The organism is Paraburkholderia sp. BL27I4N3 (assembly GCF_003386115.1).
In the GTDB taxonomy this organism is placed as follows: Bacteria; Pseudomonadota; Gammaproteobacteria; order Burkholderiales; family Burkholderiaceae; genus Paraburkholderia.
The window spans coordinates 746,829-765,117 of sequence record NZ_QREJ01000001.1; the positions used below are offsets into that span (position 1 = coordinate 746,829).

The 18,289-nt window shown below is 59.2% G+C and carries 12 protein-coding genes and 3 pseudogenes; 5 read left to right on the forward strand and 10 right to left on the reverse strand.

The features are described from left to right. Nucleotides 1–100: 100 nt before the first annotated feature. From B0G71_RS03490 to B0G71_RS03515, 5 genes and pseudogenes are all read right to left on the reverse strand, one after another. Nucleotides 101–1,309 (reverse strand): porin, encoded by a 1,209-nt coding sequence (locus tag B0G71_RS03490; protein ID WP_116139766.1) that lies wholly within the window; start codon nucleotides 1,307–1,309, stop codon nucleotides 101–103. Between the two features lie 199 nt (nucleotides 1,310–1,508). Further along, nucleotides 1,509–2,765 (reverse strand): MFS transporter, encoded by a 1,257-nt coding sequence (locus B0G71_RS03495; protein WP_181916705.1) that lies wholly within the window; start codon nucleotides 2,763–2,765, stop codon nucleotides 1,509–1,511. Nucleotides 2,766–3,032: 267 nt separating this feature from the next. Next, nucleotides 3,033–3,254: pseudogene (locus B0G71_RS03500) on the reverse strand (PRC-barrel domain-containing protein); the annotation flags it as partial. Between the two features lie 177 nt (nucleotides 3,255–3,431). Then, nucleotides 3,432–4,319: a manganese catalase family protein gene (locus tag B0G71_RS03505; RefSeq protein WP_116139770.1), complete on the reverse strand. Its 888-nt coding sequence runs from the start codon at nucleotides 4,317–4,319 to the stop codon at nucleotides 3,432–3,434. A 957-nt stretch (nucleotides 4,320–5,276) separates the two neighbouring features. Next, the gene (locus tag B0G71_RS03515; protein WP_309546249.1) at nucleotides 5,277–5,798 is read right to left on the reverse strand and encodes a response regulator; all 522 of its coding nucleotides are present in this window, start codon (nucleotides 5,796–5,798) and stop codon (nucleotides 5,277–5,279) included. 613 nt (nucleotides 5,799–6,411) lie between these two features. Here B0G71_RS03515 and B0G71_RS03525 point away from each other — a divergent pair. Continuing rightward, nucleotides 6,412–6,654 (forward strand): hypothetical protein, encoded by a 243-nt coding sequence (locus tag B0G71_RS03525; protein WP_258875478.1) that lies wholly within the window; start codon nucleotides 6,412–6,414, stop codon nucleotides 6,652–6,654. A 437-nt stretch (nucleotides 6,655–7,091) separates the two neighbouring features. Further along, nucleotides 7,092–8,801 carry an ATP-binding protein gene (locus B0G71_RS03530; RefSeq protein WP_116139776.1) on the forward strand — a complete coding sequence of 570 codons (1,710 nt, stop codon included), beginning with the start codon at nucleotides 7,092–7,094 and terminating at the stop codon, nucleotides 8,799–8,801. A 399-nt stretch (nucleotides 8,802–9,200) separates the two neighbouring features. Here the strand turns inward: B0G71_RS03530 and B0G71_RS03535 are convergent. Further along, nucleotides 9,201–9,452, reverse strand: a pseudogene (locus B0G71_RS03535) (low affinity iron permease family protein); the annotation flags it as partial. 599 nt (nucleotides 9,453–10,051) lie between these two features. Between B0G71_RS03535 and B0G71_RS03540 the strand changes: the two are divergent. After that, nucleotides 10,052–10,879, forward strand: a complete 828-nt coding sequence (locus tag B0G71_RS03540; RefSeq protein ID WP_147308646.1) for a hypothetical protein — start codon at nucleotides 10,052–10,054, stop codon at nucleotides 10,877–10,879. Between the two features lie 119 nt (nucleotides 10,880–10,998). On the opposite strand, the gene B0G71_RS03545 is transcribed toward B0G71_RS03540, so the two are convergent. From B0G71_RS03545 to imuA, 3 genes are read right to left on the reverse strand one after another with little or no spacing between them, the layout of a single operon-like run. After that, nucleotides 10,999–14,148, reverse strand: coding sequence for an error-prone DNA polymerase (locus tag B0G71_RS03545; RefSeq protein ID WP_116139780.1), 3,150 nt, complete (start codon nucleotides 14,146–14,148; stop codon nucleotides 10,999–11,001). A gap of 12 nt (nucleotides 14,149–14,160) precedes the next feature. Continuing rightward, nucleotides 14,161–15,624, reverse strand: coding sequence for a DNA polymerase Y family protein (locus tag B0G71_RS03550; protein ID WP_116139782.1), 1,464 nt, complete (start codon nucleotides 15,622–15,624; stop codon nucleotides 14,161–14,163). Further along, a complete protein-coding gene (imuA, locus tag B0G71_RS03555) occupies nucleotides 15,548–16,261 on the reverse strand; it encodes a translesion DNA synthesis-associated protein ImuA (RefSeq protein WP_116139784.1) in 714 nt (237 codons plus the stop codon). Before imuA ends, B0G71_RS03550 begins: the two co-directional genes overlap by 77 nt. 89 nt (nucleotides 16,262–16,350) lie before the next feature. Between imuA and B0G71_RS03560 the strand changes: the two are divergent. Both B0G71_RS03560 and B0G71_RS03565 read left to right on the forward strand, forming a co-directional pair. Then, nucleotides 16,351–16,631 (forward strand): annotated as a pseudogene (locus B0G71_RS03560) (hypothetical protein). Between the two features lie 3 nt (nucleotides 16,632–16,634). Next, the gene (locus B0G71_RS03565; protein WP_116139786.1) at nucleotides 16,635–17,594 is read left to right on the forward strand and encodes an SOS response-associated peptidase family protein; all 960 of its coding nucleotides are present in this window, start codon (nucleotides 16,635–16,637) and stop codon (nucleotides 17,592–17,594) included. An 85-nt stretch (nucleotides 17,595–17,679) separates the two neighbouring features. Here B0G71_RS03565 and B0G71_RS40875 read toward each other — a convergent pair whose 3' ends face one another. Further along, nucleotides 17,680–18,168, reverse strand: coding sequence for a hypothetical protein (locus B0G71_RS40875; RefSeq protein WP_147308647.1), 489 nt, complete (start codon nucleotides 18,166–18,168; stop codon nucleotides 17,680–17,682). Nucleotides 18,169–18,289 lie beyond the last annotated feature (121 nt).

Sequence of the window (18,289 nt, forward strand, 5' to 3'; positions counted from 1 at the left end):
TCTGTTTTCGGAAGTTGAGTCAAAATCATATCAGGCAAAAAGCCCATAGCCGGACAAGGAGCGGTCCGACTACGGGCTTCACCGGCAAGAGGCTATTCGGTCAGAAGCGGGTGATAAGACCTGCTGAGAATACAAATTGCCCGTTCGTCGACGATGGGGTCGCATTGTAGCCGTCGCCTACCGTAGCGGTTGCATTGATGATGCTAGAAGCGCCGGCCGTACCGAGGGTCTTGCCATGTGCATGAGTGTAGCCTTGTAGGGCATAGACAGATGTACGCTTGCTCAGGCTGTAGGATTCTGCAAGGGTAATCTGGTGATACTGGGCCGGGTCGGTAATTCCGTTCGCCTCTGTTGCCCGGGTGTAGCTATAACCGGCACCGAGTTGCAACGCAGGTGTCGGCAGCCAGTGAATCACTGCACCGACAACGTTGAAAATAGCGGTCGATTTGAATTTCGAGCCGGTGCCCGGAATGAATTGAACGTTCGCGTAGGAGGCAGATACGCCGAGAGTTGTCGTCAGTTCGTAGCCTGCTGTCACGGCAACCCGCTGCTGAGCGGCTGCGGTCTGATACCCATTGTTAATCGCGGAGACACCTGGCAGTCCACCGGAATTGGTCGTCGAGTCGGCTCCCCATGCACCACCACCCAGTGTCGAGTTGTTGATACGCAGTACGCCAGCGGCAACTCCGACAGGTCCCGTGGCGTACTGCAAGGCGGCACTCCACGTTGAACCCTGATTGAACGCGCCTGCTACGCCGCCCAGAGCGTACGTGCCGCTCAGCGTGAAGCCGTAGAGCTTCGGGGACGTGTACTGCAGTGCGTTGTTGATGCGATAAGTTGTATCCAGGCCGTCAATATCGCCCGGATGTGCCCCAACGGCGCCCGTGAGCCACCGGGTCGGTGCGTATGGCAGCAGGAGAAGATAGTAAGAGGAGTATTGCCGGCCCGCGGTGAACGAACCGTATTGGTCGTTGGTCAAGCCAACGTATGCCTGCCGGCCGAACAGGCCCCCGAACATCTGCGCGCCGGTATTCGAGGAAAAACCGTTCTCGAGCCAGAAGATTGCCTTTGTACCTCCGCCAAGGTCTTCTGCACCTTTGAACCCGAAACGGCTGCCGGCCCACACCCCGGAGGTCGTTTTCACTGCGGAGTGTCCGTTGCTTGTCGACCCCAACGTCGTCTGGCTGTTCTGATACGACAGGCCAGCGTCTACGATGCCAAAGAGGGTCACGCTGCTCTGTGCAAGAGCCGGCACCGATATTAACGTCGCGGAGGCCAACACGGCTGCCCGGAGTCGTCTGGTTTTCATAATGTCTCTTCCTGGTTCTTTTGTGAAATTTAATGTAGTACTACTTATCTAGTAAGCTTGATTCATCGGATGCACGCATCGCTGACCGCTTTCCTGTTGGGCAGAGGCGCGCTTCAGGTTTCGTGACCGGGGAAACTCTTCGATAACGTGCCCAAGGTGCGTCGTTATGCTTTATTAGCTTCCGGGCACCCTGGATGCATCAGACCTTGACGCTGTCAGTCGCTTCGCGGGCTCGCATCATGCAAATTGCGCCGATAGCTGGCCCGACGGCGAGCGTGGCGAGGGTTGCGATGAAAGAGTTCGTGCGGGCGAATACGAGGCCAGCGACCGTCGGCGCAATGACACTGCCGAGTTGCCAGAAGGCATTCATAGCGCCGACCGCTGAACCGGTCGCGGCGGGCCCGACCAGCTCGGCCGCCATCGCTGCCATTAGTGGCGCGTAGACGAACGCGGCAGCCCCGAGGAATGGTGCGATTAACAGGAATGCCGTTTTGCCGTTGAGTTGGCCAAATACGAGAAACAGGATGGCAAAGGCTGCAAGCGAAATGATGATTGCTGGTCGACGCTTGCCACCCATCCGGTCGGTAATCCAGCCAACAAGAGGTTTCGCGCAAACCGCCCCAATACCGAAAAGCATCGAGATTCGTCCTGCGTCGGCAACGCTCATATGGTGCCCCTTAATCATCAGGGCATTCGACCAGAATGCGAAGCCCCACGTCGCCCAGTTCGCGCCAAACCCGGCAAGCGCGAGAAGTCGCAAGTCACGGTTTTTAAGCAGCGCCCGTACGCTCGGCTTTTGGGACTTCGACGGTGCCGCTGACCCTTCCGGGGCATTGCGAAGGAACAAGAAGCAGGCAATCCCGATGAAGACCGTTATGCCGCCCAGCAGGTAGTACAAATCGTGCCACGCGTGGGTCGATAGGAACCACGGATATACGGCGTTCGAGACTGCGATACCCACGGAGGGGCCGGTCGTGAGAATCCCTAATGCGAGTCCCCGGCGATTCGTGTCGAACCAGCTTGCGAGGAGCTTGATGCACGCGGCGTAATCGGCACCGGCGGCTAGCCCCATAGCGCACTGCAGTACGAGTCCTGCAAACACTGTAGTGACGTTGCCAAACAGAAATGTAGCCACACCAAGAGGGATGAGCGCAAAAGTCAGCGTCGCCCGGGCGCCGATGCGGTCTGTCACGAAGCCCATGAAAAAGTTGGAGACGACGTAGCCGCAATAAAAGGCCGTGACGAAGATGCCAAGTTGAGAAAGCGGAGACCCGAGGTCCTTGCTCACATCCAGGCCGACATTACTCCACGCCAATCTGTCCAGAAAGCTGATTACCCACGCCGCAAAAGCAACCACAAGGATGACCCAACGGTATCTCGTGGATTGAGATGTTTCATGAGCGCTTGTCGGAGGTGTAGGATGCGCCGCGCTCAAAACGGCATTTGTGCTTTTCATGGGTGTCTCCTTGGTGTCTCGGCGCATGGTCACGACGGAAGTGACCTGAACCAATACCCGAAGACTAATAAACCGTCGCATCTCGGTAAATCGACATATTTCTGTGATGGTTGAGAAAATGCTCAACCACTGAGGGTTATTACCTAATTTTTGGAAACCATCGGACCTTCGCGATGCACGGTAGCCAATCCAATGCCTCACCCGAGACGGCTTCTGGTGCGCTTACCCAGCACTTCGAAAGCATGGCCTATCGTTCGAGGACATAGCACCCTCGGCAAGAACGGCGTACGCGATGCGGCCGCTACGCACGTCAAGCATGATGTCTGATACCTTGCCAACGTGTTCTCCGTCAGACGAAATCACCTTGGTGTCATCCAGAGTCGCTGAGGCCATCACGTCTGGTCCGGGCCCATCGCCGACGCCACTGCCGACAATGTTCGCGCCGGTGCTGCCCGTCTGCGCTTGGGTTTTGCGGTCAAGAGTTGTCATGGTCGTCTCCTTCAAATTAGTACCCTCCGGAGCGCAACACGCGTTCCAAGACGAAGCCTGACTTCTGCATGTTTCGCCAGTGAATGTGCAGTGCGTACCAGATGACCTAAACACATCGAAGGCCCGCGAGCGATGTTCGTGCTCCCGCGGGCGCAGACCTTAATCAGGGGGGCTACCTCACTTTTCGGACTCTGCCGCAGATTGCCCCGAACCGAGGTCTGCACCGGTGGTCGGGTCCAGGGTCGTGTCTGACGCTGTCCGCTCAGCCATCGCCGTCAATACTTTCGCATCCGCGCCGGAGATATTCACCGAGGCGAGCCCGTCGCCACCATCGACGGCCGGTTCCGGCGACTCAACAAATTCCCAGTTAGGGCCTTCGTTCCAGGGGCCTCGTGGCGCATCGTCTCCTTGCGACATGTTGTAATACACGCTCGTATATTCCGGTACACCGGGAAGCTTGCCTTGCGGGAAATTTGGTTGAATTGAATGCAACGCTTTCTCGAAAGATTTCTGATGCGCAATCTCTCGCGTCATCAGGAAACCAAGTGCCTCAGAGATGCCGGGGTCGTCGGTCACGTTCATCAGGCGTTCGTAGACAATCTTCGCGCGCGCCTCTGCCGCAATGTTTGAACGCAGGTCTGCCGTCGGGTCACCGATAGTGTCAACATAAGCCGCGCTCCATGGAACGCCGGCCGAGTTGGTAAGCGCCGGGCCGCCGCCATATAGCAACGCTGTGGTGTGTGAGTCATTGCCGCCACCTGTCATCGAACGGTAAAGCTCGGCCTCGGCTTCCACGGCCTCAGCAAGCTGTCCCTTCGCGCTCTTGTTCAACATCGCCACGATGGACCCAATAATTTCGAGGTGACTCAGTTCTTCGGTGGCGATGTCGAACAACAAATCTTTTCGCCCCGGGTCGTCTTCTCCGACCGCCTGGGTGAAATATCTGCAGGCCGCACCCAGTTCTCCTTGAGGACCGCCAAATTGTTCCAGCAGCAGGTTGGCCAGTCCGGGATTCGGGGCGCTGACACGGACGGTGTATTGAAGGCGCTTGTTGTGCATAAACATGTCACTTCTCCATAGAAGGCCGCATACCCGGCGACGAGGTGGCAGGCTTCGCTGCCATACGATGCGACGGGTACTCTGGCTCGTCAGACATTCCGGACAGCTGCACACTAGCGACGCTAGATGCCGCACCCTGATGGGCGCCCGGGTCTCAGAGCTGGACGCTCTGGCGGAAGCGCAGCGTCGCGCTGCACTAGGGGAAGGTCACTACGCCATGCATGTGCGCATGGGGCGTTCCCGCTGTGCGCCGCATTGCCGGTTCGAGCTTCGTCAATATGCGGTGTCATGTCTCGGAGTCTGGCCGCACCCGCATACCATGAATTTTTCTGCGTTGCGGCAAAATGCCTCCGGCAGTCTGCGCGGCGCTTACTGTCAGCCCGTCCCTAACTGGTTGCGCTGTCGACTAGCCCTGTGGAGCCCATCGTTGAAAAGGTGGCATCCTACGTCGTCAGGTCTACGAACTCCTGTCTTCCACCCAAACCGAACGTCTTCGGCTGCCCAGACGTATGAGAGAAACGGAGCGTTCGAATAACGTCAGAATGAGTTCGACGTGTCAGGCGACGTCGTCGCGCAGGCCGCACGACGTCGCTTTACCTGATTTTTCTTTAATCGGCGACGCCATGCATTGGATGAGCCGGAATGCCTGCAGGAGACGCGCGACGCCGTTCTCCAGTTTCTACTAAATCCGCACGGAGAATTAGACCGGCTCATTCTCGGCATTAACAGACAGGTGATTTCCCGCCCCATCTGTCCAGACAGGTCGCGAAAGATGTCAGCGCTGGCGCCGAGGCCCGCGTTCGTGGCGTCAAGCCGCGCGCTGCCGATATCGTTGTAGCCGTCCAGCTGACATCAGAAACAGGTGTCGTGAATCTTGACGAATCGACGACGCGCGTCTGACTAAGGCGGAAATCGCCCGACCGTCTCCCGCTGAGCGACTTCAGCGACCCCGGCAGCGCTTCGCTAGGGCCAGCATCGCGGATTAACGGCTTGCCACCTCGAGGCCATTGGGCTCTCAGGCGCGAGAGGGGCGACCGCCCCAACCAGGCGCTCAGCAGCGAGGGCATCAACCGTTTGCATGAGGACACTCAGGTCTGCCGGCTTACGAAAAACCGCAGACCAGCAAGGGGGCCCGTGCCCGGGTTCGGGCATGGCTGACAACAGAATGATTGGCAGGTGCGCCAGCGCAGGGTTACATCTGACGTGCCTGCATAGCTCTGCACCGTCCATTTCGGGCATCTCCCAGTCGGTGATAATCAACCTGGGAATCCCACGCGCAAGTTTCTTCAGTGCATCCAAGCCATTTCTTGCCAGCACGACACGGTGGCCGTTGCCTTCGAGAGCCAACTGCAGAGCCCAGCGGTTATCGGAGTCGTCATCGACGAGAAGAACGGTAGACATGCTATGAACACCAGGGAGCCCTCTCCGTGTACCGCAACAGGCATGCCCCGGAGGTCGGATGGGCCGCCGGTCCGGCGTCGCCATGTGTCCGCCGCGGCAAGCCAGTTGCCATCAATAGCCAGAACGGCTTGGCAGTGCGAGACTCGGCGCTATCCGCTTGACCAATGCCCCGATTGCCCGACGTCTGCGTGCTCATCAGCGTCCGGACCCCTACATGGATAGGCGACCCGGAATTTCTACCGGTCGCCGTCTTAAGAGATAGCGGAAGCATCCCTGGCGGAGCAGTGGTCGCTCGTCGTCCCCCGACCAGGGCGCCCCGTGTCCTGCAGCGGCTTTATAGCGCCGTGCATGGCAGCAGCGCTCGAACGCCGCGTCGGCAATCGGTGGTTGTCAAAGCTGCTGGCCATCGCAAATGTGGCAGACCCCGCAAGCAGGTCTTCGCCGGACGCCAGGGCCGCAATTTTGAGGTTCACATTGAACACACTCGCCTGACGGAAACTGGCGGGCGACAAGCATGTTAAGACGCGTCGCTCTCCCGATTGCGCTCTCCAGCACTACAGCGGTGCTAAAACGGCACAATGCCGTGCGAACGACGGCAAGTCCTCAGCGCAGCTGGAGCAAATGCTCTGCGCACGCGCATTTGTTCAGTCAGGCACGGTCTCTGCATGCGATTAGGGAGCTCGCACGAGGAGGCACTATGCTCAAAAACAACTGCATTCTGGCAGCCGCCACCATGGAGGGACGAACGATAAAGGCGGAGTTCGATTCGCACACTGGACGCCTTCGGATTCTCGACGGAAAAAAGGTGCAGGCGGAATGGTTTCCCCCGCACTCGTGGTTTGCAATTGCGAGCGTCGCAGGTCGTAAAAGCTGGGGAACCAAGCCGAGCGAGGCAGACCTCCAGCTGGTCGTTGATGACTTCGCGTCGCGGCATCAGTAAAGCATATGCGGACCTGAAGGTAGCGCTCTTTCGAGCCGCCGGCAGGCGAAGCCGGCCGAGGTCAGCGTAAGATACAAACCCGGGCATTCGGTCGAGCGAATTGTCAGCACGAACCGGCTTTGGGCAATGTTTCTGAGTCGTGGTGTTTGGGAAATGTCAGCGCGGCGGCCAAGATGGTGACCTTTTTGAACCAGCAATCCGGGTAAGAACGACTTCCTGGGCTTGCCAGCAAGCGGTAACGTCGGAGCGAGAGGAACTTGTATCTGCGCGCTGGCATCCAACGAAGTTCGCTCGACAATCGCATACGCTGCGATTCGCCGGTCTTCGCAAATATCACTCCTGGCCGACCGGTTCCAAAGGCCGAAATAGCCGGTCCCATGAACAGCTGAAGAGAGCCTGCCCATCAGGCCCAACCCTCCTTAACCCGACCGGACAACATGGAAAGCAATCGCGGGCGCACTCAGACGGAGGTGCTCGGCACGCGTCCGCCAAGAGCGGCCGACCTTGTGGCAGAGAATGCTGTCCTGCTCCGGTTGGCTCGCGCGCAAACCGGGTCGCGGGCTCGGCTGCTGCAGGAAATTGCCGACGCTGCGCTACTGCTATGCAATGCAGGCAGTTCCGGAATCAGTCTTATCGAAGAAACGGACCTTGGTAGGGAGTTTCGATGGCTGGCGGTCGCCGGGTTGTGCGTTGGATTGCAAGGTAAGGCGACCGCCTGGCGCGAATGTCCGTGTGGGCTAACGCTAGACCTAGGCGGACCCCAGCTGTTTGTCCGTCCGCAGGCAAACTTCCCCAGCCTGCACTTCCCGGGCGTGGAAATTACCGAAGGCCTTGTAGTCCCGATTCCGACCGAGTCCGGGTTTGCTGGTGCCATATGGGTGATGTCTCACATCCCTGAGCGCCAATTCGACTTTGAAGACGTTCGGCTGCTTTCGAATCTTTCGGTTTCCGCCGGCGCCGCACTGACCGTCATGGATGCCCGCGACACGGGGGCGGACAACGACCGTCGGCATGGCGAGTTCATAGCAATGCTCGGACATGAGCTCAGAAATCCTATGGCGCCTATCGATAGCGCAATCGTCGCCGCGAAGACCCTATGCGCCGACAATGAAAGGGCTGTCGAAGTGCTGACCATTGCGCAGCGTCAAATGCGGCACCTGCGAACGCTTGTCGACGACCTACTGGACGCCGCGCGCGTAAAACACGGGAAGCTCGCCATGAAGCACAGCGATACGTCGCTCAATGAGATTGCGTTCGACGCGGTGACCGCCGTGAAGCATCACATCGAGTCGCGACGACATTCGCTCAAGGTGATTGGCCTTGAGGTTCCAGTGCCGGTTCGCGCCGACCACGTCCGGTTGAGTCAGGTGCTCGGTAATCTGCTGTCAAACGCTGCCAAATACACGCCGGTCGGCGGCACAATCGAACTAACGATAACAGTCCCGAGTGACATTGAAACGTCCTTAGGCCGGAACGTGGTCGTTATCGAAATTGTCGACAATGGCATTGGTATCGACACTTCCGTTCAGCCGCACGTCTTTGAGTTATTTGCTCAGTCTGCTCGCGCCAACGCCAGGGCAGAAGGCGGTTTGGGTATCGGCCTCGCGGTGGCCAAGCGCATGGTTGAGCTTCACGAAGGGACCATCTCGATTCGCAGCGAGGGGGCGAACAGAGGAACAGTCGTCACACTGCGTCTACCGATACTTCGCCCGCAGACAGACAGCTTTGCCTCAACCGATTTGACAGAATTTTCAGGTCTGGGACCTGTCCGCCTTCTGCTCGTTGACGACAATCCGGATGCCCTTCAGACCTTGGGTATTCTGCTGGAGCTGGAAGGACACCAAATCACAACATGCGATAACGGGCGGGATGCAGTGCGACTCGTCGAGGAGACGCACCCAGAGGTCGCCATCATTGACGTCGGCATGCCTGAGATGGATGGTTTCGAGGTCGCGCGCACAATACGGGCGGACGAGCGACTTGCTGACGTTGTGATGGTGGCCCTCACCGGATATGCGGCGGAGTCCGATAAGTCGCGAGCCCTCGCTGCGGGATTCGACTACCATCTCACCAAGCCCCTGTCTCTCGAAAAATTGCATCTCATACTGGCAAACCGCGCTGGCGGCAAACTGGGCGGCATGGTCTGATTGCACATATCCCGGAGAGCAGCCTAGAGTTGTCGCAAATGCAGCTTGCCTGGGCACCGCTGGAAGCGTCGTGTGCGCAGCTCGAGAACGGTGCCGGCCTCGTCCGGTGCGAGCATGCAATCATGTACGCGATTGCGGGCAATCGTCGGCCCATCTTTATGTCACCACGCCTTTCTCGTGGTCGCCCAACACCAAGGCTGCTGTCGCACGAGCACCTCGGCCGTGGCATTGACTGCCTGACATCGGGTTCCTTAAGTCATGACCAAGGGCGGCAATAAACTCGTGCCGAGGGTCTGCCTTGCCCGCTCATCTATCAATGCAGGCTCTGGCGGCCACTGTCGTTTCCCGCTGTCCGTTTGCATGCCTATCAGATTCCCGGTGCGCGTTCTCGTAGTCGCGCTATCGGTTCGCTTCGGACTGCACCTCGGATAGGCAGCGTTCGACGTCGTCTTTCGCATCACTCTCGGCGCTCCTCGCGATACGCGTACCGACTTCCGGCCTGTCAGTGGCGAGGCGAAGGTAAGCAGCAGCAAGTCTTCGGAGCTCCTCTTCCGACGCGTCTTCGATGCCGATGAGCTGATTGTTGGCTGAACGGTGAGAAGCAAGCAATTCGTTCAATTTCAGGCGTAACGCCACGCTGTCTTTGTTCGCACTTTGCTGGACGTTCCAACGTTTGAGCATTCTCTCTAGCGTACATCTCTTGTTGTTGTGAATGCCCCTTGGTGAAGTTGAGCCCCGCCTTATCCTGGGCGAAGCCTTCAGACACGTTCCAAAGCATCATGAGATGCCCCTCGGAGCCAGCGTCGCCCGTCAGCCGTTCGCCTCAGGGCGCTAACTTCGCCACCCTGTCCGGTGTCTCAAGGCTATCCCACAGTACCGGCTGTCCCGAGACCGCTGCCGTTGATGTCCGACCAGTCGCGCGGCTGCACCGCGGAACGGGCAGCACTATGTATACCGCGATACAGGGGTGATGATTTCGCATCGGAAGGACGCGCTCGGAAACCTGGCTGCGCCTAAGGGAGATTTGCCTGAAAATATTCTTTGGAGCGGAGAGACGAGCAGCGAGAATGGAGGTCCCACGAGGTTTGCTGCACTATAGGGAAGCAAAGCATCTCTTTTTGCTTCCCTTAGTGCAGCAGGCGAGTTCCAGAACGATTAGCCTTTAGGTTTGCGCGCAGATTTCGCGGAAAATCGCTGTGTCTGCCGATGTTCTGCGACCGGACAACCAACGGAACATGAGGGAGGTTGTGATGTGGGGTGAAGCATTGAGTGAGCGCGAAGCACGGGCAATGGAGCGTGTGTTGTCCGAACTGTCCTCGGTGCCATGGTCGAGGCCGCTCGTTGAGCGTATTGACCGAGACGGTGGACTCGTCAGCGATAACATGCCCTTGTTGTTTGAGGCCCGATTTGCTCATGCCCTTCACATGCAAGGGTTGACGCCAGAATATGAGTTCCGTGCAGGTGTTCGTGATACGGTCATCGACTTCCGTGTGCCAGGAAAAACTGATTGGCTGTTTGAGCTTACTAGCATCAGACCCAGTGAGGCCGTCAAGAGGGCTACTGTCGAGGACGGTCCCTTCGTATCGCAGTTCCTCCGTTCGCCGAACTCGGAAAACACCGCCGAAGAAAACAAAGAAAGCGAAGAGGGCGAGATGTTGCTGGCCCAGCAGAAGATAGGCGCGAAAGTTTTCGACGGGCACCAAGTCATCAAATTTCCGGTGCCTGACGGCCGGATTCACGTCATCTTGGTTGATATGCGAGCATATTTGAACGGGGGCGACGCTTGGGATTACAGCCAAATTGCATACGGCCCGAATCGCGTGCCGCGTGAATTGGTCCACTGCTGGCTGCACAAGGGACAGTGGCAACCGATTCGCGGGTTATACGAGCCAGAATGCCTAGGTGGAGCCGCACCGCATTTGCAGCAACGCATTCATTTTCTCGCCTTTGTGGCCGAAAAAACGTATGAACCAAACGAGATTCTCGAAAAGATTCTTCTGTTACCTAATCCAATGTTGCTGAACGACAGTGATTTGGGGGCGGTTTCCGGTAAATGTCCGGTCAAAGTCGGCGCATAAAGGTGTCACGACAATGTCGAAAGTAATGCGAGCTATCCATGTCTGCGAAACTGCCCGTCGATACCTTGCCAAACTCCGATGAGTCAATGGAGGACGCGCTCAATGTCGGAGCAGCTTACTCAGCAGAAGTTTCGACTGACCGTCGTGAGGCCACCGAGCAGGTGTGACATATCGACGAGCATCTGCGCGACCAGGTGGCGCACCTCGCCCTCGCATTGCCACGTTCCGTACACCGCAAGCAGGGATGCCCCCAGCGCTTCCTGCCGGAATTTCTCCTGCAGGGACGGCCAGATGATGACGTTCACGTTTCCCGTTTCATCCTCAAGGGTGACAAACATCACGCCCTTTGCCGTCCCTGGTCGCTGGCGTACAGTGACCAGCCCGCAACCGCGCGCGAGCCGTCCATTGCGATAGGTCATGAGCGTTGCTGCCGGCACAAGACGTTGTTCGAGCAGCACCGGCCGCAGCAGCGAAAGCGGATGGCGGCCGAGCGTGAGACTCATTGAGTTGTAGTCGGCGACGATGTCTTCGCCTTCCGACGGCGCGCCGAGTACAGGCGTTTCATCATCCACGCGCGCATCGGCGAGGATGTCGCGGTCGGGCACCGCGGCGATGGACGCCCAGAGTGCTTCGCGTCGGTTGCCTGCCAGTAGCGACAGCGAGTTCGCTGCCGCGAGCACCTGAAGGTCTTTTCGGTCAAGTTGCGCGCGTCTCGCGAGGTCACTGACGCTAGAAAACTGTCTCACGGCTCTCGCGGCTTCAATGCGTTCGGCGGCGCCGTCCTTCATGCCCTTCAGCAGCGACAGGCCAAGGCGTACTGCTGGCCTCGATTGAGAGTCGTGACGCTCAAGGACCGAATCCCAGTTGCTGATGGTGACGTCAGCCGGCAGCACCTTCACGCCGTGACGCTGCGCGTCCTGGATGAGCTGCGACGCGGAGTAGAAACCGAGCGGCATGCTGTTGAGCATCGCGGCAAGGAATGCCTCCGGCTCATGGCATTTCAGCCAGCTGCTCGCATACACGAGCAGCGCGAAGCTTGCCGCATGACTTTCCGGGAAGCCGTATTCGCCGAAGCCATGAATCTGCTGGAAGATGGATTCGGCGAAGTCTTTCGTGTAACCGCGCTCCGTCATGCCGTTGACGATGCGGTCGTAGTATTTGTCGAGGCCGCCTTTGCGCTTCCATGCGGCCATCGCGCGGCGCAACTGGTCCGCTTCGCCTGGTGTAAAGCCGGCAGCCAGGATGGCAACCTGCATCACCTGCTCCTGGAAGATGGGCACGCCCAACGTTCGCCCGAGCGCAACCTTCAGCGCATCGCTTGGATACGTCACTGGCTCAAGCCCCTGCCGACGGCGCAGGTACGGATGCACGGCGCCGCCCTGAATCGGGCCAGGGCGCACGATGGCGACCTCGATGACGAGGTCGTAGAATTCGCGCGGCTTCATGCGCGGCAGCATGCTCATCTGGGCACGCGACTCAATCTGGAACACGCCTACCGTATCGGCGCGCGAAATCATCTTGTATGTCGCTTCGTCTTCGGGAGGAATGTCCTGCATCTCGAACCGCTCGCCACGTTGCTCCGAAACGATGTCGAGCGTGCGCCGGATTGCCGACAGCATACCGAGAGCGAGAACATCGATTTTCAGAAGCCCGAGCGCCTCGAGGTCGTCCTTGTCCCACTGGATTGCCGACCGGTCCGCCATGGCTGCGTTCTCGACCGGCACTAGGCGCGTCAGCTTGCCCCGGCTGATAACAAAGCCACCAGAGTGCTGCGAGAGGTGGCGTGGGAAGTTGAGAATCTGGGCGGCCAGCTTCGCCCACAAACCAATGAGAGGATTCTCCGGGTCAAGCCCCGACTCTGCGAAGCGCTGGAGCAGGTCGGCCGAATGGTCGAACCACTGGTGCGACTTCGCGACCTTGTCCACAATCTGCGGGTCGATGCCGAGGGCCTTGCCGCTTTCGCGCAGAGCGCCGCGTGGCCGGTACGTCGACACCGCTGCGGCAATAGCAGCGCGGTCACGCCCGTACTTTCGGTAGATGTACTGGATGACTTCCTCGCGACGCTGGTGCTCGAAGTCCACGTCGATGTCGGGCGGCTCACCGCGTTCCTTGCTGATGAATCGCTCGAACAGCATGTTGCCGCGCGACGGGTCAACCTCCGTCACGCCGAGGCAGTAGCAGACCGCACTATTTGCAGCCGACCCGCGCCCCTGACACAGGATGTGCTGGCTGCGCGCAAAGCGCACGATGTCGTAGACCGTGAGGAAGTAGGCTTCGTACTGCAGTTCGTGGATGAGTTGCAGTTCGTACTCGATTTGCTCTTGCACGTTGTGAGGTATGCCATTGGGATAGCGCCGGTGCGCACCGATGTAGGTTTCCTGTCGCAAATACGCTTCGTGAGTGAAGCCATCTGGCACAAGCTCGTCCGGATACTCGTAGCGGAGCTCGTCGAGCGAGAAATGGCACCGCTCCAAAATATTGAGCGTCTCCGAAAGCGCGTGAGTCGGATACAGGTTGCCCAACCGGAATCGCGAGCGCAGATGTCCTTCGGCATTAGGCGCGAGGTCGTATCCGCATTCCGCAACGGTCTTCCGCAGCCGGATTGCAGTCATCGTGTCCTGCAGTGGCTTCCTTGAGCGGATGTGCATGACGACATTGCCGGTCGCGACCACGGGAACGCAATACTGGTCGGCCACATGTTGGACGATGCCGCGATGAATGTCGTCCATGGCGCGCTGATGCATGATGAGCCCGACCCATTCGCGGCCGGCAAAGACATCATTCATCCATTCGAGCTGGGCCGCGAGCACGTCTTCTTTCGCGGGAAAATCCGGCACCAGAATCGCGAGGCAGTCCGGCATGCCTCTCAGGTGCGCGTAGCCTTTCTCCGGCTTCGAGATGTCGTTCGGCGTCAGCAAATATTCGCCCTTCGTCGCACGCATACGTCCCAGCGTGATGAGCTCGGACAGATTGCCATAACCGTCCCGATTCTGCGCCAGCAGGATGAGGCCAAAGGCCGGTGTCCTGTCCGCGTTGACGAGCTGGAAGTACGACCCGATGACAAGCGGAAGCTTTTCTTTCTTCGCCTCGACATGTGCGCGCACGACGCCGGCGAGCGAACACTCATCCGTTATTGCGAGGCCCGAATATCCGAGCTGGGAGGCGCGTTGCACCAGCTCTTCTCCGTGTGAAGCGCCACGAAGAAACGAGAAGTTGCTGAATGCAAAAAGCTCCGCATAGTCCGGAAGCATTGACGAAGAAAAATCCATGACAGAATCGTGTTACCCGAATAGGCCATGGAGGAACCAGCGGACTTCTTCAGTCTTCACGCCCGGGCGTTCACGATAAATCCAGTAGCAGCTTTTGTCGGCCGCTTCAGCGACGTAGTAGTCGCGCGTGACTGCTTCACTGTCATGCCATCCAGCCTCAATGCGCTCACCCATCGAGACGAGCTTGAGCGGCGAGCCATAAAACGGTCGATGGTTCTTCATCATGAGCTTGATGGGTTCCTGAAGGAGCCAGGTCGGTCGTGGCAAGTCAGGCGGTGGCACCTGCATCTTCGCGTCGTTCTGGATGGGCACCCAGCGGTTCGCCATCTCCGGCCTGTGGTCAGACGTGGGTGCTGCGCGCTCCACGTTCTCGGCGCCGAGTCGCGCAACCAACAGCTCGATGAGACGGTTGTGGTCTTCAGCCGACCCACCCGGGTCGGGAAACAGCGAGTCGCTTGGCGGCTCGGTGGGCTGCACACTGGATGCTGTCAGGCGAACTGCGAGCACCGCAGCGGACAATTCGGTGCGCCCCAGGCGTTCCTTAAGCAGCCGGACAAGATGTTCCTCGTGCCACGTCGGCTCGGCGAGTGCGATTTCGAGGACGGTCGGTTCGATGGCTTCGCGCCCGCGCTCATGTTCGAGCGACACGGTCGCGTGGGTCAGCGCAAGCTGTTGTGCGCTCAGCCAGCCGCACATCTGGACGATGAGGCGACGCGCCGAAAACAGTATTGCATCGGCGTGCTCGACCCGGTCGGGAAGTTCGGTTCGAGCACTGAAGGTGGGCGGCACTTTCAGCCATTGAAAGAGCTCGGGCGACAGACCGTAGGCACGGTCGAGCGCATCAAGCAAATCCACGCCGCAACGCTTCTTTAGCCCGGCGCGCGGCAGGCGACGGATGTCTCCCAACACTCGACAGCCAAGTCCTTGAAACCAGTCGGCGAATGCGCGCAGTTCCTGCACGACCGTGAATGGGAGCGCGTTGAGATTTCGCTCAAGCGACGGCATCTTGAGCACGCGGCATCGACCGCGCTTTGCGAGCAGCCAGGCACCTTGACCGGTCGGCGCCACGCTCATGCGCACGGTCACGCCAACTGCTTTCACGACATCACGCATCAGTGCGCATACGCGCCGGATGCCGCCGAAGAGACGCAGGCTGGCCGTCACGTCCATGACGATGGTTTCCTCGTCGCAGACCACGACCTGCGGCGAGAAGCGCAGCAGACCAAACGCGACCTCGCGCTGCATATTGCGCTCTCGCTCGACGCTCCTGTCGTACATCAAGGCGTCGGGCGATAGCGTGGTGACGCCGCCCCGTTTCATTTCCGGCAGCACGCCGGCTTCCCGCGCCATCGAATCCATCACCACGACCTTGTCACGCTCGAGCACGACGCACCCGTGCTCAGTCCGAGGTGACCACCTCGGACGGAACACCTCCAGCGAAAGCCGGGGCAGGAAGATGGCGACGAACACGGCCATAGGGGCTGAGCGTAATCGGTGAGGGTTGCAGGGTGATGGACAGTGTTTCGGTTCGCGTTGGGCCTCGTCGCTTGACGACATCGACGACGAGGCCGCCGTTAGCCGGTCTGACGGCAAGCCGCAGCGTGGCGGGTGAGGCATCCTGCGCGCTGGCCAGAGGCCGGATTAGTACAAGCATTGTTTCCGACGCCTGCGCCGCCAGGTGTAATCGCCGCAGCGCCTCCGTTCGGATGTGCTGCTGCCAGAGGATGAGCGCGCCGCAACTCTTCGCCTGAAGCACACGCTCCGCGCACCAGAGCGCGTCTGCCGTCTTCGGTGCCCGCAATCTCATCAGCCGGTCTATCGGCAAACCGAGATACGAGAACGCCAGCGAGTTGGGAACATGCGGCGGTTGCAGCAGCACAATTGGTCGCGTGCTCATCTCCGTGAGCGCCGGCTTCAGAAGACGCATCTCTCCAATCCCTGGCTGCTGGACCAGCAGTTCCACCAGTGCGCCTAATGGCCAGCCGCCGCCCGGCAGTTCGGCCGACAGGGCCGCGTAGCCCGTATCGACTGTCCTGCCATGGGCACGCGCGAGCTGCGCCCCGCGCCACAGCGCTGGGTGAATCGACTCGACGTGTTGGGGCAAGGCGGCCATGGTGCGAAATACTGTATGGATGTACAGTATCGTATCTTAAAAATTGCGTTTGTGAAGTGTCCCTTTTTGGGGCGCTACCGGAGACACCAATGGACATGTCTGTGCGAAAGCACCCGATGCCGGAGATTGCGGCGTTCGTGGCCGAATTGCGCTGCGCGTTTGGGGATGCGACCATGGATGAGGCAGTCGCTCGCGGCAGAGCGGGCGAGCCGACGTTCTTCGCGAGCGAGAATGGCCAGTGGTGGGCACTAAGGCTGCCGGTGCAGTGAACTGCTGGCGAGTCGACGACAGCGTGCGGGACCGGCATTTCTGCCGCGGATGCGACGGGTCATGCATTGGAACTGACATTCGGTGCAGTCAACGGAGATGACGCATGTGCTATTCGGCTCAAATCTTGGCGGACTATCGCCGGTACGTTCGGATGTTCGGCGCGCACATGGACATCGCCGAGTTTGCGCGTCTCTACTTCCTTCAGGCGGAAGGGCGCAGTGTGAAGACGCCGAAGGCGCTCGACGATGCCTTCCGCGACCCGCAGAACGATGGTGAGCGTGAGATTTGGCAGCTCATCGAAAAGACGCGCACCGAGCAGAAGACGAAACTCGAGCAGGACCTATTCAAGCAGCGCACCCGCCTGACGGAAGCCGAGCGCAAGCTGGAAGCGAAGGTGACGAAGGCTGCAACGGAAAGCCGGCGCATTGCCACCGACAAAATCGAGGCCGTGCTACGCCGCATCGAAGACGTCAACCGGACCGAATCGAAGCCGTGGGACTCGCGCATCTTTCCCGGCACCTACGCGCCGGTGCTCGTGATGGAGAACGGCGAATACGTGGTCAGGCCGATGCGATACCAGTGCCGGATTGCGGGCAAGCCCGCGAACTACGATGTGAAATTCCCAGGCACCTATAACGCGCGCCTGGACAATCTGGAGGGATTCTGGAAGCCGTGCTTCGGCCACACGCATGGCGCGATGCTCGTCGAGGTCTTCTACGAGAACGTGAAGAAGGCGAAGATGGAAGGCACGGTGCTGGAGACGCATGAGAAGGATGAGAACGTTGTGCTCGAGTTTCGTCCGAGCAACCGGCAGCTGATGCACGTCGCCTGCCTCTGGTCGCGATGGACCAAACCCGGGGAGCCTGACCTGCTGTCGTTTGCGGCCATCACGGATGACCCTCCGCCCGAGATAGAAGCGGTCGGCCACGAACGGTGCATCATCCCCATCAAGCCCGAGAACATTGAAACGTGGCTCAACCCGACTGTATCAAGTCTGGACGCGATGTACGCTATCCTCGATGACAAGGACCGGCCGTACTACGAGCACAGGCTCGCTGCATGAAGCAGTCAGTCAGGCGCGGCTCGATGCGCTCGCTCGTGAGGCTCCATATCTCGAGCTATGTTGCCTGGTATTCGCCCGCGAAGTTTCAATGCAGGTCGCTAGCTTGTTTGTCAACAACATCCGTTCCGCACGACAGACAAGGGCTCGCCCCATAGCAAAGGTATCGCGATGTCGAGTTGACTTGGGTATGACCAAGTTGTCGTGCGATGGATTCGAAGTCCGGGCATGTTCCAAGCTTGGTTTCAACCAAGCGTACTAGGCCCGGATGCCCTAGCCGAAATTTTTCTGAAACTCTCGAAATCTCGAGCGAGCTCATATATTGACCCAATAGCCCAACGGCGATGTCGACGATGACGTCAACCTTCGGACCGTGTTTCTCGCGAAGTTTTTCAGTGCGCGAAGCCACTAAGTCTGGCCGTGCCCAGCTGCCGGCCCGCTCGGCGGCAATGGAGGCGCTATAGCTTCGGCCAAAAAGAAGGCGCGCGATGAGGTTGCGCGCGCGTGACATGGGAAATTTAGCACCGGAGTTATCGGCGCGAACACGAATGTCGTCTATTAGGGTCTTGATGGACATGGGGACCTTGAGATGTCAGCGGGGAGTCCGGTTAAGCCCCATGCCGACGTTCGAAGTCACCATGAATAGAGGATGCGCAGTCGAAGTCGGACCAACTTGCCCAGCGCGGGCCCACTTGCGA